Raw genomic sequence first — 24,945 nt, 5'->3', positions numbered from 1 at the left:
AGAATGAGCAAAATCATCCTCCCGCGCATGGCCGCGGCGGCTGCCATCGCCATGGTCAACGCCCCGGCGATCATTCGCGCCCGCACGCGCGACAGCATGCTGACCTTCGACAGCCGCACGATCGACAGCACGGGCGCCTTCCTGATCGGCGAGCTGGAGCGCTTGGACCAGACGCTGCACGGCCCACTGGCCTCGGTGACCTGGTCGCGCGATATCGACCTGCGCGAGGACGTGTCCATTGCCGACGAGACGTCGTCGTTCACGAACTCCAGCTTCGCCGCTGCGGGCGGCGCTTCCCCGAACGGCAAGTCGTGGATCGGTAAGGACGCTTCGGCCATCGCCGGCATTGCGCTGGACATCGGCAAGACGGCCAGCCCGCTGACGCTGTGGGGCATGCAGATCGGCTGGACCATCCCCGAACTGGAATCCGCTCAGAAGCTGGGGCGCCCGGTGGACCAGCAAAAGTTCACCGGCATGCAGCTCAAGCACAACATGGACGTCGACGAGCAGGTGTACATCGGCGATACCGTGCTGGGAGTCACCGGCTTGGTGAATGCGGCGACGGTCACCAACGTGTCGAACGCCGCCACCGGAACCTGGACGACGGCCACGCCGGACCAGATCGTCGCGGACGTCAATGAGCTTCTGACGAGCGTGTGGGCGGCCTCCGCCTATGCGGTATGCCCGTCCGAGCTGCGCCTGCCGCCGGCCAAGTTCGGTCTGCTGGTCAGCCGCAAGGTCAGTGATGCGGGCAACATCAGCATCCTCGAGTACGTGAAGCAGAACACGATCTCGAACTCCATCAACGGCCGGCCGCTGAACATCCAACCGCTGAAGTGGCTGTTCCAGCGCGGGGTTGCGAACGCGGACCGCATGATGGCGTACACCAAGGAGCAGGACAAGGTCCGGTTCCCGCTGGTGCCGCTTCAGCGCACGCCGCTGGAATACCGCGATATCCGTCAGCTCACCACCTACTTCGGCCGGTTGGGCGTGGTCGAGGTGGTGTACCCCGAGCTGATCGGCTACCGCGACGGCATCTGAGGAGCGCGACATGCCGAAGATCTACGTTCGCAAGGCCTTCGTGCTCCAGCACGAGGGCGAGAAGCACGAGTTCGCCGTGGGCAACCACACCGTGGCACCGGCTGTGGCCGAGCACTGGTTCGTGAAGGCCCATATCGGCGAGGAGCCGGCGGCGGGTGGGGAGGCCGGTGACCTGGCCGAGCAGCGGGCAGCCCTGGATTCCGCAGGCCAGTTCCTGGAAGGGAAGGCCAAGGAATTGAAGGAGCTGCAGGGCGTTCTCGAACTGCGCGCCGGCACGGTTGCCGACCGCGAGAAGGCAGCCGAGCAGCGCGAAGCCGACTTGAACGCCCGCGCCGAAGCGCTGGACACCCGCGAGGTGGCCATCGCCGACCGCGAAAAGGCGGCGGACGCTGCGGCCAAGCAGTCCAGCAAGAAGTAAGGGGGTATGATGCCTCGCGAGGGGCATCAGCCAACGACCTATGACACCTGAACAGTTCCGACAGGACTTTCCCGAGTTCGACGACGAGACGAAGTATCCGGACGCGACAGTTCAGTTCTGGCTGACGGTCTCGGTGTCGCTCGTCAATCCGTGCCGCTGGGGCGTCCTGACGGACCAGGGCATCGAGCTTTGTACCGCGCACCACCTCGTGCTGGCCGCGCGCGACGAAGCCACCGCCGCCGTCGGGGGCACGCCGGGACAGGTCACCGGCCCCCTCTCTTCCAAGGCAGTCGACAAGGTCAGCGCCAGTTATGACACGGGCGCGGCGACCATGGACGACGCCGGTATGTGGAACCTGACGACCTACGGCGTCCGGTACCTCACTCTCGCCAGAATGATGGGCGCAGGCGGCATGCAGCTGTAGCCGCGCTGGCCCATCGGGAGATCTCCCCATGGGCTTCATCAAGACGGACCGGCTCAAAGACGTCCTGCAGTCGATCAATGGCCTGGTCGACAAACAGGTGCTGGTGGGCATTCCCGACAGCACCGCAGGGCGCAAGGACGAGGGCGCGCCGCTCAGCAACGCGGAAATTGGATACATCCAGGAGAACGGGGCGCCGGAGATCAACCTACCTGCGCGCCCCTTCCTGGTGCCGGGCGTGGCCGCCGCGCAGCCGAAGACCCTGCCGCAGTTGCAGAAGGGAGTGGAAGCCGCGCTCGACGGCGACATCGATGGCGCGCAGCGGCGCATGGCAATGGCCGGCCAGGTCGCGCAGTCGTCCGTACGGGGCCGCATCAACAGTGGTATCGGTCCGGCGCTGAGCGAGGCGACGCTGCGCAAGCGCGCGCGGCGCGGCAGGCAGGGGGCGAAAGAGGAGCTGGCGGCGCGCGCCGCTGGCCAACAGCCCAGCACTGAACTGGCCAAGCCGCTGATCGACACCGGTCAGCTACGCAACGCGGTCACCTATGTGATCCGCAAACGAAAATAGCCTATGGCACAACTCGACGTCGTCGACGTGCTGCTCGATCCGGATTTCATGGACACCGGCCTGGTGTGCAACCGGATGGCGCAGACTGTCGACGGGCACGGCCGCGCCCAGAATTTGCCCACGGCTACGCCGTTTGCCGCCGTGGTCACCAGCGACAAGGGCGACATCCTGCAGCGCGGCTCGGACGGCAGCCTGATCACTGGGTCGATCACGCTGCATACGCCGCTTCGGCTGAAGGACGGCAGCCCAGGGCAGGACGCCGACGAGGTGGTCTGGCAGGGGCGGACCTATACCGTGGTCAGCGTCAATGACTACAGCCACTTCGGGCGCGGCTTCGTGGCCGCCGTCTGCGACCTGAAACCACTTTCGGGGTAATCCATGGCAAACACCAGCGCCACCGGCGGCTACCTTGCGCCGACGGCGCCGGTGCCGCCAGACGACGAGGACCTCGACAACCTGTTGCAGGAACTGGTCGCAGGGGTGACAGGCTTGCCCGGGGAGATGGTGCGGCCGCGCTGGCAGCCGACCGTCCCGAAGCAGCCAGAGCCGACCGAGAACTGGTGCGCCATGGGCGTCAGCGTGCAGACGAACGACTCAGGCCCGGCCATCCGGCATGACCCGGCCGGCGACGGTAGCGACACCTACACCCGGCATCAGCAGATCGATCTGATGTGCTCGTTCTACGGCCCGGCGGCGAAGGGATACGCCCAGCGCCTGGCCGACAGCATGTCCATTCCGCAGAACAGCGAGCAGCTGGCGCTGAACGGGATGAAGTTCGTCAGCGCGAGCGACATCCAGCCCGCGCCCGCACTCATCAATCAGCAGTGGAACCGGCGCTATGACCTGACGCTGGTGCTGCGCCGTAAGATCACCCGGACCTATCCGGTCCTCAACCTGTTGTCCGCCGAAGTGCAGAGCACCACCGACTCGGTGCCGCCGGTGGCCGCGACGACGAACATTCACCAGTAGAGGAATGACCATGTCCAACGGACTGCCGGTATCGCGGCTGATCAACGTCTCCATCAACATGTCGCCGCTGGCGGCCCAGGGCGCCAACCTCAACAATGAGGTGATCCTGGGCGCTTCGCCGGTGATCGACACCAACGAACGCATGCGCTCGTACGGCACCATCGACGCCGTGGGCAGCGAATTTGGCAACACGGCGCCGGAATACCTGGCCGCGCTGCTGTACTTCCAGCAGACGCCCCAGCCGTCGCAGCTCAATATCGGCCGCTGGGCGAAGACCGCTACGGCCGGCTCGCTGCGCGGCGCAGCGCTGTCCGTCGCCCAGAAGGACATCACGGTCTGGAAGGCGGTCACGGCCGGCTCGTTCAAGGTCACGGTTGACGCGACCGTGAAGACCGTGTCGGCGATGGACTTCTCTGGCGTGACCAACCTGAACGGTGTGGCCACGATCATCCAGACCGCACTGGCCGGCGCCACTTGCGTCTGGAACGGCACGCAGTTCGTGATCGCCTCGCCGACCACGGGCACCAGTTCGAAGGTCAGCTATGCCACGCCGACTGGCTCGGGCACCGACATCTCGGCCATGCTGGGCATGACCAGCGGCCTGGCCTCGGTACCGGTCGACGGCATCTTGGCCGAAGCCCCGGAGGCGTGCGTGAACCTCTTCCTGGACCGTTTCGCAAACAAGTTCCTAGGTATCCAGTTCGCTGACACGTCGCTGACGAACGACCAGCACGTCGCCGTGGCAGACCTGATTGAGGCGGATCAGCGCCATATCTACGGCGCCACCACGCAGGAACCGCAGGCGCTGGACGGTACCGCGACGACGGACCTGCTGTCCCGGTTCAAGGCCAAGGGCTACAAGTACTCGTTCGCGCAGTACTCGAGCAACAGCCCGTACGCCGCGGCGTCGCTGTTCGGCCGCTTGCTGACCACCAATTTCAACGGCAACAACACGACGATCACCCTGATGTACAAGCAGGAGCCGGGCATCGTGCCGGAGACCCTGTCGAGCAGCCAGGCCAACGTGTTGCAGGACAAGCGGGGCAACGTGTTCGTGGAGTACGACAACGACACGGCAATCGTGCAGTACGGCGTGACGCCCAGCGGCATCTTCATCGACTCCATCTACAACTCGATCTGGTTCCAGAACCGCATCCAGACCGATGTGTACAACCTGCTGTACCAGAGCAAGACGAAGGTCCCGCAGACTGACGCGGGCAACGCGCTGATCGCCAACAAGATCGAGGAAGCCTGTGTGGCCGCAGTCAATAACGGCTATCTGGCCCCGGGCGTCTGGAACTCGGACGGATTCGGTGCGCTGCAGCAGGGCGACACGCTGGCCAAGGGCTACTACGTCTATGCGCCGCCGATCGCGCTTCAGTCGCAGGCTGACCGCGAAGCGCGCAAATCGGTGGCGTTCCAGGTCGCGGCGAAAGAAGCCGGCGCCATCCACAGCGTTGACATCCTGGTCAACGTGAACCGCTGATAGGGGAAAGAAACCATGCAAGGCGGCACCTATTCGTTTCTCGATGTCCAGGCGTCCATCACCGGGCCCGGCGGGTCGTTCTCGCTCGGCTATGGCGAGGCGACGGCTGAAGAGGGCATCACCGTGGCCATGGCCAACGACAAGAACACCATGACGGTGGGCTCGGACGGCAGCGTGCAGCACAGCCTGCGCGCCGACAGCTCTGGCCAGATCACCGCACGCTATCTGAAGACGGCGCCCATCAACCGCACGCTCATGGCGCTGTACAACGCCCAGAAGCTCGACAGTCGGCTGTGGGGCAAGAACGTCATCACCGTGACCCAGTCGGTCTCCGGAGATGCCATCGCCGGCATCTTCTGTGCGTTCAAGAAGGTGCCGGACCTGACCTATGCCACCGAGGGCGGCACCGTCGAGTGGGTATTCGACGCTGGCCGAATCGAAGGCATGCTGGGGACATACTGACCATGGGCCGTGAAATCCAACTCGGCGGCAACGCCTACTCGATCGGGCGTCTGACCGCCAAGCAGCAGTTCCACGTGTCGCGCCGCATTGCGCCGATCATCCCGCCGCTGATCCCGGTCTTCATGAAGCTGGCGAAGACGAGCGGCGGCGCGGCTGGTGCGATGGGCGCGCTGACCAAAGACCTGGACGGCTTCGGCCAGGCCCTGCAGCCGTTTGCCGACGCGCTGGCGGCCATGAACGATGCCGACGCCGACTATGTCATGGACAACTGCCTGACCGCCGTGCAGCGGCAGCAGCCCACCGGCTGGGCGTTCGTGGTTTCCCCCGGGCAGAAGGAGCTGATGTTCCAGGACATGGACATGGCTGTGATCCTGCCGCTGGTGGTGCAGGTCATAGTGGCCAACCTCGGCCCTTTTATTCAAGGGCTGCTTACCAGCCAAGCGAGCAGCCCGGAATCGGCGGCACAGGCTGGCTGAAGCACCTGCCAGACGGCGAGGACTGGCTGCTGGCACCGGTCGCCGAGGGCTGGTGCAAGTACGAGTCCCTGATCGACGGCACGCTGGGGCTTGAAGACATCGCGCTGATGAACGACGCGCTGGCCGTCCGGGCCGACAACCAGGCGGCCGCGCGCCGCATCTTGGAACAGCAGAGCAATGGCCCAAAGCACCGTCATCCGTGAGTTTCTTGTCGCCCTGGGCTTCAAGGTGGACGAGAAGGGCCTGAAGAGGTTCAACGACGGCGTCGAGCAGGCCACGAAGGGCGTCAAGCAGCTGGTGACGACCATCTCCGCATCGGCCCTGGCCGTCAGCGTGGGCGTCTCGGCGCTGGCGTCGAAGCTGGAGAACCTGTACTTCGTCTCGAAGCGCACTGGCGCGGCGGCCACCAGCCTGAAGGCTTTTGACTTCGCTGCGCGGAATCTGGGCATCTCGACCGAGACGGCCTTCGGTGCGGTGGAAAGCCTGGCCAAGTTCCTGCGCAACAACCCGGCCGGCGAGGGCTATCTGGCCACGCTGGGCGTGCAGACGCGCAACGCGAACGGCGAGCTGCGCGACACGGTCGACATCCTGTCCGACCTCGGCGCCGAGCTGGCCAAGCGTCCGACGTACCTGGCCAGCCAGTACGGCAACGTTCTCGGTATTGACGAGAACCTGCTGCTGGCGATGCGTGACGGCGACTTCGCCAAGTTCATGCAGCAGTACCGGGAGATGTCCAGGAAAAACGGTCTGGACAAGGCGGCCGAGGACGCGCACCAGTTCATGGTCGCTCTGCGAGGCTTGGGCACCACGTTCGAGAACTTTGGCATCAAGGTGGAGGGCGCGCTGCTGCGCAAGGTGGGGCCGCAGCTCGATCGCTTCCAGAAGTGGTTCGAAGACCATTCGGACGAGATCGCTGATCGTGCCGCAGACATTGCCGCCGCGATCTTGGCCGCAGCCACTGCGCTCGGCCCGCCCCTGTCGTGGCTGGTCGACCAGTTCATCGAGCTGGACAAGGCCACGGACGGCTGGTCGACAAAGATCATGCTGTTGGTTGGCGCGTTCGGCGCGCTGGGCGGGTTCAAGATCGTCAGCGGCATCTGGAAGATGGTCGCGGCGGTGCGCGCGCTGGGCGCGGCCAATGCTGCTGCGGCGGCCGGCGGCGCTTCTGCTGCTGGGGGTGCCGCCGGTGCAGGCGCTGCTGCTGGCGCCGGCGCTGGCTGGCTGGCTCGCTTCCTGCCGTGGGCAGCGCGGATCGGCGGCGCCGCCGCGTTGCTCTTCCACAGCGGCGGCCTGAACAACGGCGAAGATGCTGAGCTGGCGCGCCGGCGTGGCGCAGCCGGACGGGGCGGGGCGGCGCTTGCTGCTGGTGGCGGCGTCAACGGCCCCATCGACGCGGTGTCATTCTTCCAACGCATGGGCTGGAACCATGACCAGGCGGTCGGCATCGTGGCCAACCTGCAGCGCGAGAGCGGCAGGGACCTGAACCACCGTGCCGTCGGCGACAACGGGAGTGCCTATGGCGTCGCGCAATGGCACCCGGACCGTCAGGCGAACTTCAAGGCATGGGCCGGCAAGGACATCCGCGATTCATCCCTGATGGAACAACTGCAGTTCGTGAATCACGAGCTGACGCAGGGTGCCGAACAGCGCGCCGGTCAACTGCTGCGCGCCGCGCAGAATGCCCAACAGGCAGGCGAGATCGTGTCGCGCTACTACGAGCGGCCGGCGCAAGCAGACCTTGAGGCCGCACGCCGTGGTTCGGCAGCCGTCGACCTGCAACAGCAGACCAACATCAACCTGTACGGCGTGTCGGACCCGACGGCCGCCGGCCGGGCTGTCGCCAGCGAGCAGCGCCATGTGAACGACGAAATCGTGCGCAACATGCAGGGGGCAATCTCGTGAGTTTCCTCGACATCATCACCCTGGTGCCGAAGACCATTGGGCCGGTGAAGATCGGCTGCACGTTTGAGGAAGCGCACCAGGACGAACTGCAGATCACTGAGCACCCGGTCGAGAAGGGCGCACAGATCAACGATCACGCGTTCAAGCTGCAGCCGGAGGTAACGATCCAATGTGGCTGGTCGAATGCCGACCTGGCCGCGCTGATCGGCACGCTGGAATCGATCTTCACGGGGGGTGGCCTGCCGTCGGCGGACTACATCAGCACGGTGTATTCGCAGCTGCTGGCGCTGCAGGAGACGCGCCAACCCTTCGACGTCGTGACGTCGATGCGCATGTACCGCGACATGCTGTTCAAGTCGCTGCGCGTGGTGAAGGACCAGAAGACCGGAGAGGCGTTGAGCGTTACGGCCACGCTGAAGCAGATCCGGATCGTGCAGACGCAGGCGACCCGGCTGCCGCCCAAGGAAGACCAGGCTGACCCGAAGGCCACGGCCGAGACCCAGAACACCGGCACCAAGGCCGCGACGCCGGCCACGCCGGCGCCGGGCGGTTCCGTGCCACCGACGAGCATGTGATGGCGACCTTCTATGAGATCCCCCTGACGCCGGATCCACAGCGGTTCACGGTGACGCTGAGCGGCGTGGACTATCGGATGACGGTGCAATACCGCGACGCAGGCGGCGCAGGCTGGGTGCTGGACATCGCCGACGCGACCAATCAGCCGCTCGTGAGCGGCGTTCCGCTGGTCACCGGTGCGGACTTGCTGGGGCAATATCGTCACCTCGACTTCGGCGGGCGGCTGTGGGTACAGGGCGCGGCTAATCCCGATGACGTGCCCACGTTTGAAGACCTGGGCATTGGCTCGCATGTTTTCTGGGTGACGGACTGATGGGCACCAAGCAATATGGCCGGAAGGTCTCCATCCTGGTCGGCCAATCCAGCGGCGCTGCGACCGAGCTGTCCGAACTTCGATGCGTGTTCAAGATCAGTCGCGGTGACCTGCAGACGCCGAACTCGGTCCGCGTGCGCGTGTACAACGTCTCTGAAACCACCAAGCAGCGGATCGAGAAAGAATTCACACGGCTGGTTGTGCAGGGCGGCTATGAGGGAAATTTCGGCATCATCTTCGACGGCACCATCAAACAGGTGCGGCGCGGCCGGGAAAGCCAGACCGACACGTACCTGGACATCACCGCCGCGGATGGCGACTCGGCCTACAACTTCGCGGTGGTAAACGCGACGCTGGCTGCCGGGTCCACGGCGAGCGATCACGTGGCGGCCGCCTGCACGGCCATGAACCCGTACGGCGTCACGCAGGGCTATACGCTCGAGCTGCCGACGAACCCGCTGCCGCGTGGAAAAGTGATGTTTGGCATGGCCCGTGACTTCATGCGCTGGACGGCGCGTACGCAGCAGGCGGTATGGAGCATCCAGGATGGCAAGGTCATTCTGGTGCCCGAGACTTCGTACATGCCGGGCGACATCCCGGTGATCACTGCGGAAACGGGCATGGTCGGCCTGCCCGAGCAGACCCAGAACGGCATCACGATCAAGATGCTGCTGAACCCGAGCGTGAAGATTGGCAGCCTGATCCAGATCGACAACGCCAGCGTGCAGCGGTACGAGTACAGCCTGAATGTCGGGCAGCAGGCCCAGAACGAGCGGATCCAGCAGCAGGCGAAGCTTCAGGACGATGGGTTCTACTACGTGATGGTTGCCGAGCACTCGGGCGACACCCGCGGGAACGAGTACTACACGGAAGTGATCTGCCTCGCGGCGGATGTGACAGTGCTGCCAGATAACTTCAAGGACAAGGCCACGGTGCCACCCGACAACGTGATCAAGCGGTTCGGCTAGCGCCCATAGGTGGGCAGCGCCTTGATGGTCATGGTGTTGCGGTCCGCCTGGACGTCTGCCAGCGGCAAGACACTGAGCGACATGGACTTGGTCTGCATCTTCGGCACGACGATGATCGCATTGCCGTCGATGTCCTTCCCCCAACATCCGATGTCCCAGACGCCGCTGTAGGCCGCGTAGGCACGCATGTCCTTGGCATGGGCCAGCGGCAGCTCGCACTTCTTCTTCAGGTAGAGGATGGTGGGGAAGGGGTTGTTGACGGTCTGCCCCACCTGCATGCCGGCGAATGGATAGACATAGGCCTCTTCTGCCGTGGCCAGGGCCGGGGCAATCACAGCGGCGATCAATACCAGCTTCTTCATAGTGACACCCCATGGACAGACGAGAGAGAGCAGGCGATCCCGAAATAGCCCTTCGGGAAGCGTTGGATGGGATGCGCGCCGGGATCTGGACAGCACTGCCCGGAATCATCCAATCGTTCAACCCCATCGCCATGACCTGCGAGGTGCAACCTGGCATCAAGGTCAAGGTGCGCCAGCAGGATGGCACGATTGTTTCGGTGCCGCTGCCGGTTTTGGTGGACTGTCCGGTGCAGTTCCCATCTGCCGGGAATTGTAGTCTCACCTTCCCCGTTGCTCCAGACGACGAATGCCTCGTCGTTTTTGCGTCACGCTGCATCGATGGGTGGTGGCAGTCCGGCGGGGTGCAGGAGCAGGCCGAAATCCGGATGCACGACCTGTCGGACGGGTTCGTGCTTCTGGGTTTCCGGTCAAGGCCGCGGGCGCTGACGGGCGTCAGCACCACGGCCACGCAGCTCAGGTCTGACGATGGCTCGACCTATATCGAGATGAACCCGGCCTTGCAGAAGGTGCGCATCGTCGCGCCTGGCGGATTCGACGTCGTCGCACCGCTGTCCACCTTCTCGGCGGCCGTGACGATCACGGGGCTCCTGACGTTCGTCGGCGGCCTAGTAGGCAGCGCTGTGAGCGGGGCCGCCGCTGTGTTCAACGGGGTGCTGAACGTCATCGGGCAGATCACCGCGAACGGAAAGCGCGTGGACGACACCCACACCCACAACGGCGTGCAGCCGGGCAGCGGTAATAGCGGCAACGTCAACTGAGGATTCCCATGCGGTACCGAAAGCTATCCGCCACTGGAGACTACGTCTTCGGTGGGCAGCAGGCCGACTTCTACAAGGACACGCCCGAGGCGGTTGGCCAGGCCGTGCTCACGCGGCTGCGACTGCTGCGCGGGGAATGGTTCCTCGACAAGGCGGAAGGGATGCCGTGGAGCACAGAGGTCCTGGGCAAGTACACCAACGGCACCTACGACGCGGCGATCCGGCAGCGGATCCTGGGCACGCAAGGCGTGCAGCAGATCACGGCGTATTCCAGATCGGTCGATGCCGAGAAGCGGGCGCTGACCGTGTCTGCGACGATCAACACCATCTACGGCACCACCACCCTTGGGGCGACTCTGTAATGGCAATCACCACGACCGCACCGACGATCGATGCCAGCGGCATAACGGCGCCGACATACGCCGAAGTGCTGGAATACCTGCAGGACCAGTACCGCGCAATTTACGGTCCCGATGTCTATCTTGAGGCGGACAGCCAGGATGGCCAGCTTCTCGCGGTCTTCGCTTCGGTGATCAACGACGCCAACGCCGTGGCGATCTCGATCTACCGGTCGTTCAGCCCGGCCACGGCGCAGGATGATGCGCTGTCGAGCAACGTGAAGATCAACGGCATTGCCAGGAAGGTGGCTTCGTTCTCGAGCGCCGACCTCGTTGTCGTCGGGCAGGCGGGACGGCCGATCAACAACGGCATCGCCAAGGACACGAACGGCAACAAGTGGGCGCTGCCGGCTTCGATCACCATTCCGCCCGGCGGCCAGATCACGGTGACGGCTACATGCCAGACGCTCGGGGCGGTATCGGCGGCGGCCGGCACGATCAACCAGATTGGCACGCCGATCCTTGGATGGCAGTCGGTGACGAACCCGAGCGCGGCAGCCGAAGGCGCGCCCGTGGAGAAGGATGCGGCGCTGCGCCAGCGGCAAACGGTCTCGACGGCGTTGCCGTCTCTGACGGTGCTAGACGGCATCATCGGGGCGGTGTCGAACATCGCGGGCGTCACGAGGCTGGCGGCGTATGAGAACGACACGAACGCGACCGACGCCAACGGAATTCCGGCCCATTCCATTTCGCTGGTGGTCGAGGGGGGCGACGCCACGGCGATTGCCCAGGCCATCGCCGTCAAGAAGACGCCTGGATCTGGCACGTACGGCACGACTGCCATCGTGGTGCTCGATGTCTACGGCCGGCCGATCACGATTCGGTTCTACCGTCCGTCGACGGCCAACGTGTCGGTCGCGGTGACCATTAGGGCGCTCTCCGGCTACACATCGGCCGTCGGCGATGCCATCAAGCAGGGCGTCTCCGACTACATCAATGCGGTGGTCATCGGCGGTGGCGAATCTGGCGCTGTGGAGTGGGCGGACTCGATCACGGCAGCCAACGGCGTGGGGGGCGGTACCGCGTTCAAGCTGACGGCGCTGGCGCTGACTGGCCCGGGCGGCGCCGGCGTGCCCGACGTAGCGCTGGCCTTCAACCAGGTCGCCGCGTGCACGCCGGCCGCCGTGACTCTGACGGTGGTGTGATATGGCGGACATCGCCAAGTACACCGACCGGATCACCAGCGAGCACAACCGGCAGCAGGACTTCATGGCCGTAGTCGAGGTGCTGGCCAAGCCAATGGTCGAGCTGCAGAACCTGCTGGGCAGCATGCCCGGCAAGTTCGACCTGGATGCTGCCGTCGACGCCCAGCTCGATGACGTCGGGATGTGGGTCGGCATCTCGCGCAACGTCCCCGTGCCGCTGGCCGGCGTCTATTTTTCGTTCGACATCGACGGTCTCGGCTTCGACCAGGGCAACTGGAAAGGACCGTTCGATCCCGACACGGGACTGACGCGGCTCGACGATGACACCTACCGCCTGGTGATTAGGGCCAAGATCGGGGCCAACCACTGGGATGGCACTTTGGGCTCGTCCAAGTCGATTCTGGACGCGATCTTTGGCGGTGACACCTTTGTCTTCATTCAGGACAACCAGGACATGTCGATGACCATCGGCGTCGCGGGGAACATCCCGTCCGCCGTGTTTCTGGCGCTCCTTGCCAACGGGATCATCCCGCTCAAGCCCGAAGGCGTCGGCGTCAATTTCACTATCGTGACCTCTGTCGACGGCGCGCCGATTTTCGGCTTCGACGTCGAAAACGAGTTTGTAGCAGGCTTCGATGTCGGAGCCTTTGGTACACCACTGTAAGGACCTTCAATGGCAAACGACTTTCTCGTGTTCGGCGGGGGCGCCGGTGCGAACGTTGTAACGCAGTCCGCGTGGGCGGCGCTGGGCGCGCGCACGGCGGGCTTTTCCTCGGGCGTTGCACAGTCCGCGCAGCTCAACAAGGCCTGGCGCCAGTCGAGCATCATGGCAGCTGTGTTGGGGCAATTCATCACGGACCGTACGGGGCAGGATGTACTTGACGACGGCACGACGGCGACGATCCTGGCGAATCTCAAGCTCTCCGCAGCCGCTGTAAATGGTGATGGTGCAAAGACCTTCAGCGTGGCGGCGTCGGCAGCAAGCGGACATGCCGTGAACCAAAGCCAAGTCCTCGGCGTTGGGCAGTCGTTTACCGACGTCAAGGCGTCCCGGGCGTTCGGGACAACCTATACCAACTCGACTGGCAAGCCGATCGTGGTGTACGCGAGCGCGACGACGACGGCTGCCAACGGAGCCATGTCAGGGATTGTGAACGGTGCCTTTTGCTCTTTCAGTGTCCAGCTGGTATCTGGCACGGTGGTCTCGGCAAATTTTGTAGTTCCTGCTGGCGCGACCTATTCCGTGTCGGTTGGCACGGCGACGATTCAAAACTGGTACGAACTCCGGTAGGGAGATGAAGAAATGCAGACATTTATTGATACGGCGGCTCAAACGCAGTGGGCGTTCGACGATGACGTGGTGGTCACCCGGGATGAGAGTGGCGTGTATGTATTCACCGCTGCCGATGGGGCGAAACTTGATGTACCGTCAACGCTAAAGCCTCACGTCGTCGCTCAGCCGAGTGAAGATCAAGTCCTCACGGAGGCCAAAGCATTGCGGGCTGCTCTGGTGAGCGCGGCCTGCGGCGCTTTTATCATGCGGGGGTTCCGTTCCTCGGCTCTCGGTGCTGCGCACGACTATCCGTCCCTGGACGTAGATCAGCGCAACTTGCAGAGTGCGGTGAGTGCGTCCATTGGCGCTGCTGAACGCTGGAAGACATTGATTTGGTGTTCAGACGGCGCCGCCTGGGCTCTTGCCGAGCACACGGCGGCAGAGGTCCAGGCAGTGAATGCCGACTGGGTCGACTTTCGCGTCGCTGCGCAGCGACGATATGCGGATATGGTTGCGAACATAAACGCTGCAACCACGATTTCTGCAGTGCAGGCAATTAGTTGGGACTGACGTCGGCGCACAGTGGGTTGGGGCAAATGCGATATTATTCGCGCCATGAAATCCGACTCCGCCTTGGGCAATAAGGTGCCCGCTTCATATCGTCCTGATATTGACGGTATCAGAGCCATCGCGATTCTTTGCGTGGTAGCTTTTCATGCATTTCCCGGCTACCTGCCCGGGGGGTTCGTTGGCGTGGACGTATTCTTTGTGATCTCTGGATTTCTCATATCAGGGATCATTTTCGAAGGCCTACGCAAGGGGGAGTTCAGTTTCAGCCGGTTCTATAGTCATCGTGTCAGAAGGATTTTCCCGGCTCTGATTGTGGTGTTAGTTTGTACCTTTGCTGCCGGCTGGTTTTTGCTGTTGCCGGACGAGTTCAAACAACTTGGGAAGCATATTGCAACCGGTGCAGGGTTCGTGCAGAACTTCGCCATCTGGAGCGAGGCTGGGTATTTCGACAACGCCTCCGCGCTGAAGCCGCTCCTGCATCTCTGGTCGCTTGCGATCGAAGAGCAGTTCTATATCTTCTACCCCGTAGTGGTCGTGGTGGTATGGCGGCTCGGGTTCAATGCGCTGGTGTTCGTCGTGTTGTTGGCTGTCATCTCGTTTTCCTTGAATTTGCGAGGGGTTGGCACACCGACGGCAACTTTCTTCTTCCCCCAGACACGCGTCTGGGAATTGTTGGCCGGTGCTGCCTTGGCGTATTTGCATACGTTCAAGCGCAAAGCCCTCGGCACTTGGGTAGATGAGCGTCTCTTTGGAGCACGAGAGGGTGTGATGGGCACCTGGCAGACGCGCGCAAAAGCGTTCTGCATGAATGCAATGTCGGTCGTTGGATTGCTGCTCGTGATGAGTGTCACTCTGTCGGTCGTGAAGAGCGAGCATTTCCCCGGATGGCTCGCGTTGTTGCCCGTGTTTGGCGCTGTTTTGATGATCGTGGCGGGCCCGGATACTTGGATCAACCGATACGTCATCGGCAATTGGGTAATGGTCTTTGTGGGGTTGATCAGCTACCCCCTTTACCTCTGGCACTGGCCGCTTCTTTCGTTTCCGCACATAGTTGATGCCCAGGTACCGAATGAGAGGGTTCGAGCAGGCGCTGTCGCATTGAGCTTCGTGCTCGCCTGGCTGACGTATTGGCTCGTCGAGCGGCCCGTCCGGTTCGGACGCGGAACGAATTCCGCCATGGTGCAATACGGGCTCATAGCAGGGCTTGGGTTGGTGGGGGTTCTCGGATATGTAACGTTTGCTCAGAACGGGCTCGAGTTCCGCCATGCAGCGCTCGTGAATCGTGCCAACAAGTTCGACTATCCGTTTATCCACACGTGCCAGCACGCGACGGGCCTTTCTCCAAGTGAGGATAGGTGCGGCGCGGATTCTTTGCCAGTGCCGCCGCCGACCATTGTAATGACGGGGGACAGCGTTTCGAATGCGTACTCCGAACTCATGGCGGAATATGTGCATGTGTCCGGGGACGGCTCCTACTATCAGTTTGGGCGTGGCCTTTGTCCGATGCTTATTGACTACGGCCCCGCATACTGCAGGGAGATTACTGGTTTCGCGACACGTTACGTCGCCGAGACGCCATCGGTAGACACCGTCGTACTCCCTTCGAATTGGCCCCTATATGCCAAAGGCATGGATTGGGCCAAGGGATTAGCGAATTTTAAGGGCGAGTACAAGGAGACGCCGGAAAGCTTCTACGAAGCCTTTGCAAGAACGGTCGAGTATTACCAGAAGCTGGGCAAGAAGGTGGTCGTGTTCCTGGCGCCGCCGTCTGGTATCGACCCGCGTTCCTGCACGCTTCGGGTGGTCAGGTTCACGGAAGTGAACCGATGCGAGTCCAACGTATGGGTGGCCAGGGAAATCGATGGAAGTTATCGGTCCAAGGTGCTTCCCTATTTGAAGTCTCGCGGTGTCGATGTGTTCGACCCCTTCAGGATCCTGTGCGGGAACGTGAAGTGCACAGCCGTCGATGGCGAAAGGATCTTGTGGGCGGATAGCGGCCACATGAGTCGCGCAGGAAGCCAATACTTGGTTCGCAAGGGTTACCCTGAGCTGCGTCGCCTCTTTGCCAAAGAGAGTGACGGGGCCGGAGGCTTGCATCCAGGCCCGACAGACTGAAGTTTGCAGTTCACTTTCGAAGCCCGCCTTGTGCGGGCTTTTTTCATTTCTGGAGGACTTGATGCCATTCACAAGACCAGCGGATCTGCCCTGTGGCCAGAACATGTCCGGATTTCTTGACATGCTCGCCTTCAGTGAAGGTACCGACAATGGGAGGCAGCCCACGCACGACCACGGCTATGACGTGATCGTGGGCGGAAACCTCTTCAATGACTATGCGGACCATCCGCGCCAGCGCGTCTACATTCCACGCATCAGCGACTGGAGTACGGCAGCTGGACGCTATCAGTTGCTCTCGCGCTGGTATGACCCCTATAAGCGACAGCTTCACCTGCGGGATTTCGGAGCAGCGGCGCAAGATGCCATAGCCGTACAGCAGATCCGCGAGTGCGGGGCCATTGCGGACATTGAGGCTGGCCGGCTAGCCAACGCTATCATCAAATGCCGTCGGATTTGGGCCAGTCTGCCAGGCGCTGGCTATGGCCAACATGAGCATAAATTCGAGGCCCTCAGGGCTCAATACCTGCAGCACGGCGGGTTCGACGACGGGGCCTGACAATGAATGAAGAAGCAATCGTGGTTGCGAAGATCGGCGGAGCGGCCGCGCTCGGTTCGGCGATCGCGCTGAAGTTCATTCCGGGGAACTGGTGGCAGCGGGGTATCTCCTTCATAGGGAGCATGGGCATCGGCTGCCTTGTTGGTGGCGCGGCGGTGGAGCGGTTCGGCCTGGTGCCGGGCAGCCATACCCACATGCTGGCGGTGGCCGCCTCGGCGGTGTTCGGACTGGCGATCGTCAACAACGGGATGCAGCAGATCCCGGAGTGGATGAAGGCCGCTCGGACCCGCATCTTCGGGAGCTGACATGCTGACGATCAACCTGGTGGCGAACGCCATCATTTTCCTGGGCTCAATCTGGGCTGTGCTTACGCACAAGGTGCCAAACCGCACGGGCGGCGCGCTGATTCTGTTGCTCGTCAATTTCGCTGCGTTCGGCAATATGGTGTCGCCCTGGGCATGCCATAGCGACCCCGAGGTGGCACTCAACGCCGCGTTCGCGTTGGCTGTGCTGTGGGGTGTGTGGCGGCTGGAGTTGCGGCATCTGCTGAGGCGAGGTGTTGTCTGATGCCAACTCCTATCAATATCCAATGGCGTGCGATCGGCGTCGCTGTATTGGTCGCCGCGATCTTTGCCGCCGGCTGGGCCGCCAACGGCTGGCGCAAGGACGCCGAGATTGACCGCATGAAGACGGCCAGCGCTCAGGCGAATCTGGCCAGCGCCAACCAGGCGCTCGGCGACCTGCGCGTGGCCGGCGCGACCATCCGCGCCAAGGCCGACGAGTTCGCCGGTATCCAGACCACCCTCGGCGCCAAGCTCGACGCCATCCGGAAGGACCTGAAGAATGCTCCGAAGCTGCCTACTGATTGCCGCCCTGACGCTGGCCGGGTGCGCCTCATGTCCGACGCCATCGACGCTGCCAAGCAAGCCGCCGCCGCTCGATAGCGCGCTCGCCGCGCCGTGCATGGTTCCGGACGCGCCGGCGGTGGCCGACTATGACGCCTGGCAAGAGTGGGTGATGAACGATCTGCTGGGCGCGCTGGGCGAATGCGCAGCGCGGCACCGGATGACCGTGGAGGCGTGGCCGAAGTAGGGGCGGTTATGGGCGGAACTCAACGAGTTCGAACGAATTTGCTATCTCGCGGAGCATGTCGAAGCCTCGTTTCTGCAGATTTCCGTTGAGATCGGTGAGCCCGTAGCTGGCAAGCGCTCCACCGAGATACCCAAAATGTCGGCTGAAGTGGCCGCTGAGTTCGTCATCCGTTGCGGCCTTTATTGTCGCTGGCGTTATTCTCTTTGCGGCAGCGAGAAAGATATCGACCCTGCCCTCGGTCGTAGCGAAGTCTCTGGCGAGCTGGGCACTGAATGCCTCTCCGTCGGTCCCTTGAAGTGGCACGAAGTCCCAGTGCGTTATCCCGAATTCACTGGCGTTGCAACGGGCATTAACCACCGCATCAATGAGTAGGCCGATGTCGAACGTTATGTTCTGTTCACCGCCCGTGTTGACCGAAATGGACCGCGTGCCATCGCCGCGAGGTGGAGATATCCGAGCGTACGCGGGCAACTCTCCTTCGTGTACTACACAGCATCGGTAGTTTTGATAGACGACATCGGCAATATCCTTCTCTCCCCCTAAGGTCCCGAGCGAACCTTGGCCCATCGTCCCGTCATCATCGCTTCCCACTTTCGCCAGCCTTCCGCGCAGGAACCTCGTGAACTTCTCATTGTCGCGCATCACGTCATTGTTGATCTGCGACTTTGTACCAGGGGGGAACACCTTCCGCGAGGACGCCCCTATGGCAATGCACAATAGAGCCAAGGCGCCGTCGTGCCTGCCGTGCTCGATCATGAAAGCCGCATCATCGACTAGTTGCCGGACGCTCATTTTTTGGGTCTCCGGTTCGTATCAATGTCCGCTTCGAGTATGACCTCGGCAAGCACCATGCCGTCGATGTCCACCTCATAGAGGGTGCGACCACACATCGGGCAGGGCGCCCTGGTCGGGGCGGTCTCGCCCCGCAGTCCAAGGTGGAACTCCGAGATTTCCACGGTCGTGCCGCAGATGCACTCGACCTCTTCGATGACGTTCATGGTCTTCCCCTTGCAGCGTCCCGCCGCCGTATCGAGAATAGTCCGTCCGCCGCTCGCGCGAATCGCCCGAAAGGGCCAGAAGATATTGGATCGTCAGATGCTGAACTGCAGCATCAGCCGCTCTTTTTCTCGACGCAGCGGAACGTGAGTTCGGCCTCCTGCGGTGTCCAGCCACGCGCGCCGCGGGTCTTGCTATCGACCTGTTCCATTTCCTTGCCTTGGCCAGCGCAGTATTCATTGGCGCGGGTAAGCGTGAGTGCGCGCACTTCCGTCCAGGACGAAAAGCCGCCGCGGACCTGCGAGCCGACCATGAAGTTGCCGCTGCCAGCAGGAACAACGTCGCTGACGCTCTGGCACCCCTGAAGGCCGAGGGCGGCAACTGGGAGCACCACGTGGAGAAGTTTCATAGTTAAAGAAGTCGGTGCAAAAAAGCCCGCTCATTGGCGGGCCGGCCGAAATGGAATTTCCGACGCATTCGCGGTAGCGCCGGGATGGGAAGCGTACGAAACCGGGAGGCGAGTGAATATCCCCCCGGAAGAGGGGTGAGGACCCAGCCACGCTACTTTGTGGCTTGGCCAGCCTTGCGCGGACCCACACGCCGCACCTGCTGATCGGCAGCCCTCAGGATCGAGCCGCCACGCGCGGGGCGTTGGCCAGCAGAGCGCCGGGCCAGACCGCCGCCGAAGCGCGCGGCATGGGCCTTAGCCCTTAACGTCGCGCGGGTCATGGCCGAAGGAATTCCGCTCGCGGATCTGGCCGTCCCGGCCGTGGATGATCAGCTCCACCTTGTCGTTCTTAGCCTTCTCGGTGCCGGCGGCGACAGCCTCTTCCTGGCTCGGGTAGTGCGATGTCGCGCCGTCCGTGCCCTCGACCTCTACGGCCCAGCCATTGCGCTCGGTGGGTACTACGTGGATGTTCGGTGCCATGATCGTCTCCTGAGGTTTGGTCAGGACAGTCTCCCGCTGTCGCCGCCCCGTTCGGTATCCGTCCGGGTCCTACAGGTGGCACGACACTTTTTTCACGCTGATCGAAGAAATTTAGTATTTGAACCCATAACAACCCACTTTTCTTTCGGCAAAGCCGGGGCGACTTTCGGTACCGCAACGGCCACGTCAGGCCGGGTCGTCAAGCCTGACCGGCTCGGCTCGATAGGTGGACCAGAAATAGTGAGAATGCCGGTGGTGGCGGACGCGCTTCTTTTCGATGAAGAGTCGGACCTTGCCGGCGGGGCCGGCGTCTATCACCACCTCATGGTGGGGCGGAGCGTCCGCCGTGGCGGCCGGCAGCGTGGCTAGCCCAGAAGCGATGTAGTCGCCTTGGATGCGGCCTAGAATCCCGTGTGCTTGGTTAGGCGCTGCCAAGGGCGCCGATGACCGGGGATGGCACTTGGCCGCAAGCTTGTTATTGCCCATGATCTAATGTGGAAATACTGTATGGATATACAGTATCGCATCACCCTCGCCTTGGGTCAAAATGGACGACTGACGCCTCTCCATTACAACATTCGGGTTGTAAATCCAATTTACAACGCATTCGTTGTAATCGACGCGGACTGGCGGAAGTAGCACGCTTCGCTTTTCGTGGCACTGGACGTGGCACCAGAATTATCCACAACCGCAGATTCGCTTATTTCAAGCGGTGCCTCCCTATTTTTATGGTTCCTGTCGGCGGGACCATCATCAAGTCGGCAGTCGTTCTCAGAAGTTCACCTCAGCACTACGTCCAGAGCCCGCGCAAGCGGGCTTTTTGCATTCTTCTGTATCAATGCGCCGCCAATCCGCGTATAGTCCGGCCCGCGGGGTGGAGCAGTTGGCAGCTCGTCGGGCTCATAACCCGAAGGTCGCAGGTTCAAGTCCTGCTCCCGCAACCAGATTAGAAAGCCCGCCGGCTTGCCGCGCGGGCTTTTTGTTTTGGTCGGCGCATTCCCGCCCACCCAGACCCTTCCGAGGGTCAGCGCACCGTTCGATGTCATGGCGGCGCGGCAACCGGCTATGATGTCGCCTGCGCGCCTCTCGCGCGTCGTAGAAATCCTAAAAGAACCGGTTCGCCTTCTTTCGCAAATGCCCCCTGTCAGGTCGTATCACCGCTGGCTGCCGGCGCTGGCCATGTTCGGCGCCATTCACGCCCTGGCTGCCACGCCGGACCCGGCGCTGGCCGATACGTCTGGTTGCACCGCGCTGATCGACATCGTCCAGGAAAGCCTGCGGGGGGAGATCGACGTGGCCTGTCCGGCGTCCGACAAAGTGGTGTGCGAGGCCAAGAATGGCCAGATCCGGGCGTTGCTGGAGATCATCGACCAGCGCCGCAAGCGCAATGCCGACGAATGCGAGACGCTGGCGCAGGTCAACCGCCTGCTCCGCGCGCTGCCGCCGAAGTCCTGACCCCGGCGCGATTCAGTGACTCATCTTCGAGAACAGCTGGATCACCGCCACCCCTGCAATGATCAAGCCGATGCCGACCCAGGCCGCCAGGTCCGGCACCTGCCGGTACAGCACCGACGCGATCAGTGTCACCAGCACGATCCCCGCCCCGCACCAGATGGCATAGGCCACGCCCACCGGCACGGTCTTCATGACCTGCATCAGCAGCCAGAACGCGGCCACGTAGCCGGTGACCACCAGCACGCTGGGCCAGAGGCGCGTGAAGTTCTCGGCCGCCTTGAGGCTGCTGGTGGCGATGACCTCGGCCACGATGGCCAGCGCGAGCAATAGATATCCGTTCGACATGGCAGATGATTGACGTCAAGGGCAGGCCAAGGGCCGGCGGGAAAGCGGCGCCGGAGGCGCTATAGCGCGGTATTATGCGCCGCGCCGCCAGGCAGAATGTGCTGTGCCCTCCCTCGCGGTGGTTGTGCAAATGCACATTGCACGCTTGAATGGACGTATGCGTATGACGCAAGGGTCGCCCGGGCAGTGCAAAAGAGGCGGTCCAGACAGTCGCGGTGTTAATCCGACCATGCCGGCAACCATAACAAGGCCGGTGGCGGGTGTTGGCTGACGGGTAAAGGGGAGCAGTATGAAGCAGGATATTGACACCGCAACGGCATGGCCGAAGCCGCATTTCGCCGACATCGAAGGCGCGCCGGACGCCTTGCCACCGCATGACGCCACCGAAGGCGTCTGGCAGAACACCATCGCTGCCGCGGACCATGCGCTGGAAGAAGCGAACCGCATCCAGCGGGGCGTCCAGCAACATCTCAAGCTGATGCAGGAAGTGCGTGCACTCCGCGACGAACTCCACAAGGCCCATGCCGAGGTGGATCGCTACCGTGGCATGCACGCGCGCGTGGTGGTGGGCATGCGCCAGCTGGAAGACGACAACAACGCGGAGATCGCCCGGCTGCGTGCCGACAACGAGATCCTGCAAGTCCGCCACCGGGTCTACAAGCTGCTGGCCGAGCACTACGCGACGGCTGCGCTGCGCCTTGAGCCCCCCCGGTTTGCCGAACACCGCGACCGCGTGCTGGAACACGTGCTGTTCCAGCGCCGCAAGGGCGTGCCGGTGACGCAGATGGCTGCCGCGGACGTCGCCTTCCTGCTGATGTAAGCTGGCTCAGGCCGCCCGCTGGCGCGGGCGCAGCACGGCCAGCGCCAGCATGCCGCCCACCACGCCCCAGAAGGCGGAACCCACGCCGGCCAGCGTCATGCCCGATGCCGTGATCATGAACGTCAGCAGCGCCGACTCGCGCTCCGCCGGCGCCTGCATGGCCACGGTCAGGCCATTGGCGATGGAACCCAGCAGCGCGAAGGCCGCTACGGCCACCACCAGCGCCTTCGGGAAGGCCGCGAACAGCGCCGCGATGCTGGCCGCCATGATCCCTGCCACCAGATAGCCGATGCCGCAGACTACGGCGGCCATGTAGCGGCGGCGCGGGTCGGCGTCGGCCTCGGGGCCGGTGCAGATGGCCGCCGTGATCGCCGCCAGGTTGATCCCATGCGAGCCGAACGGCGCCAGGATGGCCGATGCCACCCCTGTCACCGTGATCAGCGGGCTGGCCGACACGTGGTAGCCATCCGCACGCAACACGGCCAGCCCCGGAATGTTCTGCGAGGCCAGCGCCACGATGAACAGCGGTACGCCGATGCTGATAAAGGCCGACAACGAGAACGCCGGCGTGGTCCACACCGGCAGCGTCACCGCAAATCGGATTTGTTCGAAATGGAGCTGCCCGAGCACCCCCGCCAGCGCCACGCCCACCAGCAGCACGCCCGGCACCGCGTAGCGCGGCCACAGGCAGCGTCCCACTAGATAAGTACCGAACATGGTCAGCAGCAACACCGTCTGGTGTTCCGCCTGCACGAAGACATCCACGCTGATCCGGAACAGGATGCCCGCCAGCAGGGCCGAGGCGATGCTCGCCGGCAGCGCGCGCATCAGCTTGTCGAACCAGCCGGTCAGCCCGGCGGCCGTCATCAGCAGCGCGGCGAGCAGGAAGGCGCCGATGGCCTCGGGGTAGGGCACGCCGGGCAGGCTGGCAATCAGCAGCGCCGCGCCGGGCGTGGACCAGGCCACCACGATCGGCACCCGGGTCATCAGCGACAGTCCCAGCGTAGTCACCCCCATGCCGATGGACAGCGCCCAGATCCACGAGGCGATCTGGGCATCGCTCAGATGCGCCGCCTGCCCGGCCTGGATCATCAGCACCAGCGAGCTGGTGTAGCCGGTGAGCATGGCGATCAGCCCGGCCACCGTCGTGGAAAGGGAGAGGTCGGACAGCTTGAGGGGGGCGGCGGCAGTCATGGTCGATGCGAAGGGGCGGACGGCCGACATCTTCGCATGGATGGGGGCGGCGGGGGCGCCAACGCGGCCCCCACGCGGCTCCCCGCCCGGGCTGGCAGGGAGGCCCTTAGTCGGCCACCTTGTCGCTCGGGAACTTGAACGAATCGCGCAGCAGGTAGCTCATCGGAATGTCCAGCGTGATGCCGTTGGGCGGGATCGGGCTAAGGAACCACTTCCGATACAGCTTCTGGGTGTCCTGGTCGTAGATCGACGTCACCATGGCCTTGTCCACCAGCTTCTTGAACTCGGCATCGTGCTTGGACAGCATGATCGCGTACGGCTCGATGGTCAGCAGGTCGCCCGTTACCGCCAGCGCGGTCGGGTTCTTGGCGTTGGCGCGCAGGCCGAACAGCAGCACGTCGTCCATCACGAAGGCGTCGGCGCGGCCCGCCTCGACCATGCCGAAGGCTTCGGCGTGATCCTTGGCCTCCACCACCTTCCAGCCCATGGCGCCCGCCTCATCCATCTTGCGGAGCATGGCCAGCGGTGTGGTGCCGGTGGTGGACACCACGGTCTTGCCGCGCAGGTCGCCCCACTTGCGGATGCCCGAATCGGCCTTCACCAGCATGCGGCTGCCGGCGATGTAGTGCGGGATGGTGAAGGCGACGAGGTCGCGGCGCTCGCGGTTGTTGGTGGTGGATCCGCATTCGAGGTCAGCCTTGCCGTCCACGATGGCCGGGATGCGCGAGGCCGGCGTCACCGGCACCCATTCCACGCGCAGCTGCGGCAGCTTGAGCTGGGTGCGCAGCGCCTCCGCCACCTTCAGGCAGAGATCCACGGCGTAGCCCATGGGTTTGCCGTCCGCCACGAACGAGAAGGGCACCGAGCTTTCGCGGTGGGCGATGCGGATGGCCCCGGTCTGCTGGATGCGCAACACCACCGAGTTGGGTGACGCCGCCCACGCCGGCAGGGCCGGCAAGGCAAGCAGCGTGGCGAGGAAACATACAACAAGCGCCGTGCTCCTGAAGGAGGCACGGCGCGGCAGGCCCGTATTGGTCATGAATGACACCCGTCCGAAAATTGTCTGGAAAGAAAACCCGGAAAACCCCGTTGGCCGGATGGGTCCGGCTCTGTACTGCCTTGTTGTTACCGCCTTGTTGTGCTTCTTTTCGGATTAATCCGATTGCGCTGAGTGTGTCGGATTGTTCCACGGCAGGCGCCCGACGCACAACCGCCGCGCTAGTAGTCGTGCTCGGGCTGCAACGCTTGGCCTCGCGCGCGGTTGACGGGGGCTTTCCCTTAAGGAGTTGTCCGACTTATTGCCCGGCCCCCGAATCGATATTCTTCAAACGTGCCTTG

36 protein-coding genes and 1 tRNA gene are annotated in these 24,945 nt (G+C 63.4%); 29 read left to right on the top strand and 8 right to left on the bottom strand.

Features of this window, described 5'->3' with window-relative positions; translation table 11 throughout:
• Positions 1 to 3 precede the first annotated feature (3 nt).
• Genes AC1DFU_RS25540 through AC1DFU_RS25475 form a run of 14 tightly spaced genes read left to right on the top strand, consistent with a single transcriptional unit; the run spans position 4 to position 9,600 of the window.
• Positions 4 to 1,041, top strand: a complete 1,038-nt coding sequence (locus tag AC1DFU_RS25540; RefSeq protein ID WP_477112888.1) for a DUF2184 domain-containing protein — start codon at positions 4 to 6, stop codon at positions 1,039 to 1,041.
• A 10-nt stretch (positions 1,042 to 1,051) separates the two neighbouring features.
• Positions 1,052 to 1,459: an STY1053 family phage-associated protein gene (locus AC1DFU_RS25535; RefSeq protein WP_477159741.1), complete on the top strand. Its 408-nt coding sequence runs from the start codon at positions 1,052 to 1,054 to the stop codon at positions 1,457 to 1,459.
• A 40-nt stretch (positions 1,460 to 1,499) separates the two neighbouring features.
• Positions 1,500 to 1,883 carry a DUF4054 domain-containing protein gene (locus AC1DFU_RS25530; protein ID WP_477159742.1) on the top strand — a complete coding sequence of 128 codons (384 nt, stop codon included), beginning with the start codon at positions 1,500 to 1,502 and terminating at the stop codon, positions 1,881 to 1,883.
• 28 nt (positions 1,884 to 1,911) lie between these two features.
• Positions 1,912 to 2,448: a hypothetical protein gene (locus AC1DFU_RS25525; RefSeq protein ID WP_454763340.1), complete on the top strand. Its 537-nt coding sequence runs from the start codon at positions 1,912 to 1,914 to the stop codon at positions 2,446 to 2,448.
• Between the two features lie 3 nt (positions 2,449 to 2,451).
• Positions 2,452 to 2,823, top strand: coding sequence for a hypothetical protein (locus AC1DFU_RS25520; protein ID WP_454763341.1), 372 nt, complete (start codon positions 2,452 to 2,454; stop codon positions 2,821 to 2,823).
• A 3-nt stretch (positions 2,824 to 2,826) separates the two neighbouring features.
• On the top strand, positions 2,827 to 3,417 hold the full coding sequence (locus tag AC1DFU_RS25515; RefSeq protein WP_477112892.1) for a phage neck terminator protein: 591 nt from the start codon (positions 2,827 to 2,829) through the stop codon (positions 3,415 to 3,417).
• 10 nt (positions 3,418 to 3,427) lie between these two features.
• A complete protein-coding gene (locus tag AC1DFU_RS25510; RefSeq protein ID WP_454763343.1) occupies positions 3,428 to 4,903 on the top strand; it encodes a DUF3383 domain-containing protein in 1,476 nt (491 codons plus the stop codon).
• Between the two features lie 15 nt (positions 4,904 to 4,918).
• A complete protein-coding gene (locus tag AC1DFU_RS25505) occupies positions 4,919 to 5,365 on the top strand; it encodes a tail tube family protein (RefSeq protein WP_454763344.1) in 447 nt (148 codons plus the stop codon).
• A gap of 2 nt (positions 5,366 to 5,367) precedes the next feature.
• Positions 5,368 to 5,841 carry a phage tail assembly chaperone gene (locus tag AC1DFU_RS25500; RefSeq protein ID WP_477112893.1) on the top strand — a complete coding sequence of 158 codons (474 nt, stop codon included), beginning with the start codon at positions 5,368 to 5,370 and terminating at the stop codon, positions 5,839 to 5,841.
• Positions 5,820 to 6,044, top strand: a complete 225-nt coding sequence (locus AC1DFU_RS25495) for a DUF6889 family protein (RefSeq protein ID WP_477159883.1) — start codon at positions 5,820 to 5,822, stop codon at positions 6,042 to 6,044. The genes AC1DFU_RS25500 and AC1DFU_RS25495 overlap by 22 nt, the downstream gene beginning before the upstream one ends.
• On the top strand, positions 6,019 to 7,743 hold the full coding sequence (locus AC1DFU_RS25490) for a phage tail tip lysozyme (protein ID WP_477159743.1): 1,725 nt from the start codon (positions 6,019 to 6,021) through the stop codon (positions 7,741 to 7,743). The genes AC1DFU_RS25495 and AC1DFU_RS25490 overlap by 26 nt, the downstream gene beginning before the upstream one ends.
• Positions 7,740 to 8,318 (top strand): phage baseplate protein, encoded by a 579-nt coding sequence (locus tag AC1DFU_RS25485; RefSeq protein WP_410748590.1) that lies wholly within the window; start codon positions 7,740 to 7,742, stop codon positions 8,316 to 8,318. Before AC1DFU_RS25490 ends, AC1DFU_RS25485 begins: the two co-directional genes overlap by 4 nt.
• Entirely contained in the window at positions 8,318 to 8,632 is a 315-nt protein-coding gene (locus AC1DFU_RS25480) for a phage baseplate plug family protein (protein ID WP_477159744.1), read from the top strand. Before AC1DFU_RS25485 ends, AC1DFU_RS25480 begins: the two co-directional genes overlap by 1 nt.
• Positions 8,632 to 9,600: a phage protein gene (locus AC1DFU_RS25475; protein ID WP_477159745.1), complete on the top strand. Its 969-nt coding sequence runs from the start codon at positions 8,632 to 8,634 to the stop codon at positions 9,598 to 9,600. Before AC1DFU_RS25480 ends, AC1DFU_RS25475 begins: the two co-directional genes overlap by 1 nt.
• Here AC1DFU_RS25475 and AC1DFU_RS25470 read toward each other — a convergent pair.
• Positions 9,597 to 9,962, bottom strand: coding sequence for a hypothetical protein (locus tag AC1DFU_RS25470; RefSeq protein WP_477159746.1), 366 nt, complete (start codon positions 9,960 to 9,962; stop codon positions 9,597 to 9,599). The genes AC1DFU_RS25475 and AC1DFU_RS25470 overlap by 4 nt on opposite strands.
• A gap of 11 nt (positions 9,963 to 9,973) precedes the next feature.
• Here AC1DFU_RS25470 and AC1DFU_RS25465 point away from each other — a divergent pair, with 11 nt between their 5' ends.
• The 12 genes from AC1DFU_RS25465 to AC1DFU_RS25410 all read left to right on the top strand — a co-directional run bounded on the left by AC1DFU_RS25465 (position 9,974) and on the right by AC1DFU_RS25410 (position 17,869).
• Positions 9,974 to 10,720: a Gp138 family membrane-puncturing spike protein gene (locus AC1DFU_RS25465; protein ID WP_477159747.1), complete on the top strand. Its 747-nt coding sequence runs from the start codon at positions 9,974 to 9,976 to the stop codon at positions 10,718 to 10,720.
• Between the two features lie 8 nt (positions 10,721 to 10,728).
• A complete protein-coding gene (locus AC1DFU_RS25460) occupies positions 10,729 to 11,082 on the top strand; it encodes a contractile injection system sheath initiator (RefSeq protein WP_477159748.1) in 354 nt (117 codons plus the stop codon).
• Positions 11,082 to 12,263, top strand: coding sequence for a baseplate J/gp47 family protein (locus AC1DFU_RS25455; protein ID WP_477159749.1), 1,182 nt, complete (start codon positions 11,082 to 11,084; stop codon positions 12,261 to 12,263). Before AC1DFU_RS25460 ends, AC1DFU_RS25455 begins: the two co-directional genes overlap by 1 nt.
• Position 12,264: 1 nt before the next feature.
• Positions 12,265 to 12,927 (top strand): DUF2612 domain-containing protein, encoded by a 663-nt coding sequence (locus AC1DFU_RS25450; RefSeq protein WP_477159750.1) that lies wholly within the window; start codon positions 12,265 to 12,267, stop codon positions 12,925 to 12,927.
• A 9-nt stretch (positions 12,928 to 12,936) separates the two neighbouring features.
• Positions 12,937 to 13,554, top strand: coding sequence for a hypothetical protein (locus tag AC1DFU_RS25445; protein WP_477159751.1), 618 nt, complete (start codon positions 12,937 to 12,939; stop codon positions 13,552 to 13,554).
• Between the two features lie 12 nt (positions 13,555 to 13,566).
• A complete protein-coding gene (locus tag AC1DFU_RS25440; RefSeq protein ID WP_477159752.1) occupies positions 13,567 to 14,106 on the top strand; it encodes a DUF4376 domain-containing protein in 540 nt (179 codons plus the stop codon).
• Positions 14,107 to 14,151: 45 nt separating this feature from the next.
• Positions 14,152 to 16,221, top strand: a complete 2,070-nt coding sequence (locus tag AC1DFU_RS25435) for an acyltransferase family protein (protein WP_477159753.1) — start codon at positions 14,152 to 14,154, stop codon at positions 16,219 to 16,221.
• Between the two features lie 61 nt (positions 16,222 to 16,282).
• Positions 16,283 to 16,777 carry a glycoside hydrolase family 24 protein gene (locus tag AC1DFU_RS25430; RefSeq protein ID WP_477159754.1) on the top strand — a complete coding sequence of 165 codons (495 nt, stop codon included), beginning with the start codon at positions 16,283 to 16,285 and terminating at the stop codon, positions 16,775 to 16,777.
• A 2-nt stretch (positions 16,778 to 16,779) separates the two neighbouring features.
• Positions 16,780 to 17,082, top strand: coding sequence for a hypothetical protein (locus AC1DFU_RS25425; protein WP_477159755.1), 303 nt, complete (start codon positions 16,780 to 16,782; stop codon positions 17,080 to 17,082).
• Between the two features lies 1 nt (position 17,083).
• Positions 17,084 to 17,344 carry a hypothetical protein gene (locus AC1DFU_RS25420; RefSeq protein ID WP_477159756.1) on the top strand — a complete coding sequence of 87 codons (261 nt, stop codon included), beginning with the start codon at positions 17,084 to 17,086 and terminating at the stop codon, positions 17,342 to 17,344.
• Positions 17,344 to 17,721, top strand: a complete 378-nt coding sequence (locus AC1DFU_RS25415) for a hypothetical protein (RefSeq protein WP_477159757.1) — start codon at positions 17,344 to 17,346, stop codon at positions 17,719 to 17,721. The genes AC1DFU_RS25420 and AC1DFU_RS25415 overlap by 1 nt, the downstream gene beginning before the upstream one ends.
• Before the next feature lie 19 nt (positions 17,722 to 17,740).
• The gene (locus AC1DFU_RS25410; RefSeq protein WP_477159758.1) at positions 17,741 to 17,869 is read left to right on the top strand and encodes a hypothetical protein; all 129 of its coding nucleotides are present in this window, start codon (positions 17,741 to 17,743) and stop codon (positions 17,867 to 17,869) included.
• 6 nt (positions 17,870 to 17,875) lie between these two features.
• Here AC1DFU_RS25410 and AC1DFU_RS25405 read toward each other — a convergent pair whose 3' ends face one another.
• The 4 genes from AC1DFU_RS25405 to AC1DFU_RS25390 all read right to left on the bottom strand — a co-directional run bounded on the left by AC1DFU_RS25405 (position 17,876) and on the right by AC1DFU_RS25390 (position 19,793).
• Positions 17,876 to 18,661: a hypothetical protein gene (locus tag AC1DFU_RS25405; protein ID WP_477159759.1), complete on the bottom strand. Its 786-nt coding sequence runs from the start codon at positions 18,659 to 18,661 to the stop codon at positions 17,876 to 17,878.
• Complete coding sequence (locus AC1DFU_RS25400) at positions 18,658 to 18,867, bottom strand: hypothetical protein (protein WP_477159760.1); 210 nt, start codon at positions 18,865 to 18,867, stop codon at positions 18,658 to 18,660. The genes AC1DFU_RS25405 and AC1DFU_RS25400 overlap by 4 nt, the downstream gene beginning before the upstream one ends.
• 113 nt (positions 18,868 to 18,980) lie before the next feature.
• A complete protein-coding gene (locus AC1DFU_RS25395) occupies positions 18,981 to 19,274 on the bottom strand; it encodes a hypothetical protein (protein ID WP_477159761.1) in 294 nt (97 codons plus the stop codon).
• Between the two features lie 294 nt (positions 19,275 to 19,568).
• Entirely contained in the window at positions 19,569 to 19,793 is a 225-nt protein-coding gene (locus AC1DFU_RS25390; RefSeq protein ID WP_477159762.1) for a DUF2188 domain-containing protein, read from the bottom strand.
• 868 nt (positions 19,794 to 20,661) lie between these two features.
• Between AC1DFU_RS25390 and AC1DFU_RS25385 the strand changes: the two genes are divergently transcribed.
• Both AC1DFU_RS25385 and AC1DFU_RS25380 read left to right on the top strand, forming a co-directional pair.
• Positions 20,662 to 20,737 (top strand) — tRNA-Met (locus AC1DFU_RS25385).
• A 190-nt stretch (positions 20,738 to 20,927) separates the two neighbouring features.
• Positions 20,928 to 21,248: a hypothetical protein gene (locus AC1DFU_RS25380; RefSeq protein WP_092290271.1), complete on the top strand. Its 321-nt coding sequence runs from the start codon at positions 20,928 to 20,930 to the stop codon at positions 21,246 to 21,248.
• Positions 21,249 to 21,260: 12 nt separating this feature from the next.
• On the opposite strand, the gene AC1DFU_RS25375 is transcribed toward AC1DFU_RS25380, so the two are convergent.
• Entirely contained in the window at positions 21,261 to 21,593 is a 333-nt protein-coding gene (locus AC1DFU_RS25375) for a DMT family transporter (RefSeq protein WP_092290265.1), read from the bottom strand.
• 289 nt (positions 21,594 to 21,882) lie between these two features.
• Here AC1DFU_RS25375 and AC1DFU_RS25370 point away from each other — a divergent pair, with 289 nt between their 5' ends.
• Entirely contained in the window at positions 21,883 to 22,413 is a 531-nt protein-coding gene (locus AC1DFU_RS25370) for a hypothetical protein (RefSeq protein ID WP_092290263.1), read from the top strand.
• A gap of 6 nt (positions 22,414 to 22,419) precedes the next feature.
• Here AC1DFU_RS25370 and AC1DFU_RS25365 read toward each other — a convergent pair whose 3' ends face one another.
• Both AC1DFU_RS25365 and AC1DFU_RS25360 read right to left on the bottom strand, forming a co-directional pair.
• Positions 22,420 to 23,607, bottom strand: a complete 1,188-nt coding sequence (locus AC1DFU_RS25365) for a benzoate/H(+) symporter BenE family transporter (protein WP_441590558.1) — start codon at positions 23,605 to 23,607, stop codon at positions 22,420 to 22,422.
• A gap of 106 nt (positions 23,608 to 23,713) precedes the next feature.
• Positions 23,714 to 24,646: an amino acid ABC transporter substrate-binding protein gene (locus AC1DFU_RS25360; protein WP_092290261.1), complete on the bottom strand. Its 933-nt coding sequence runs from the start codon at positions 24,644 to 24,646 to the stop codon at positions 23,714 to 23,716.
• Positions 24,647 to 24,945 lie beyond the last annotated feature (299 nt).

This window comes from Cupriavidus sp. 10L45, assembly GCF_056395225.1.
The sequence above is the reverse complement of the archived record's forward strand: the minus strand, read 5'-3'. Positions and strand labels throughout refer to the sequence as shown.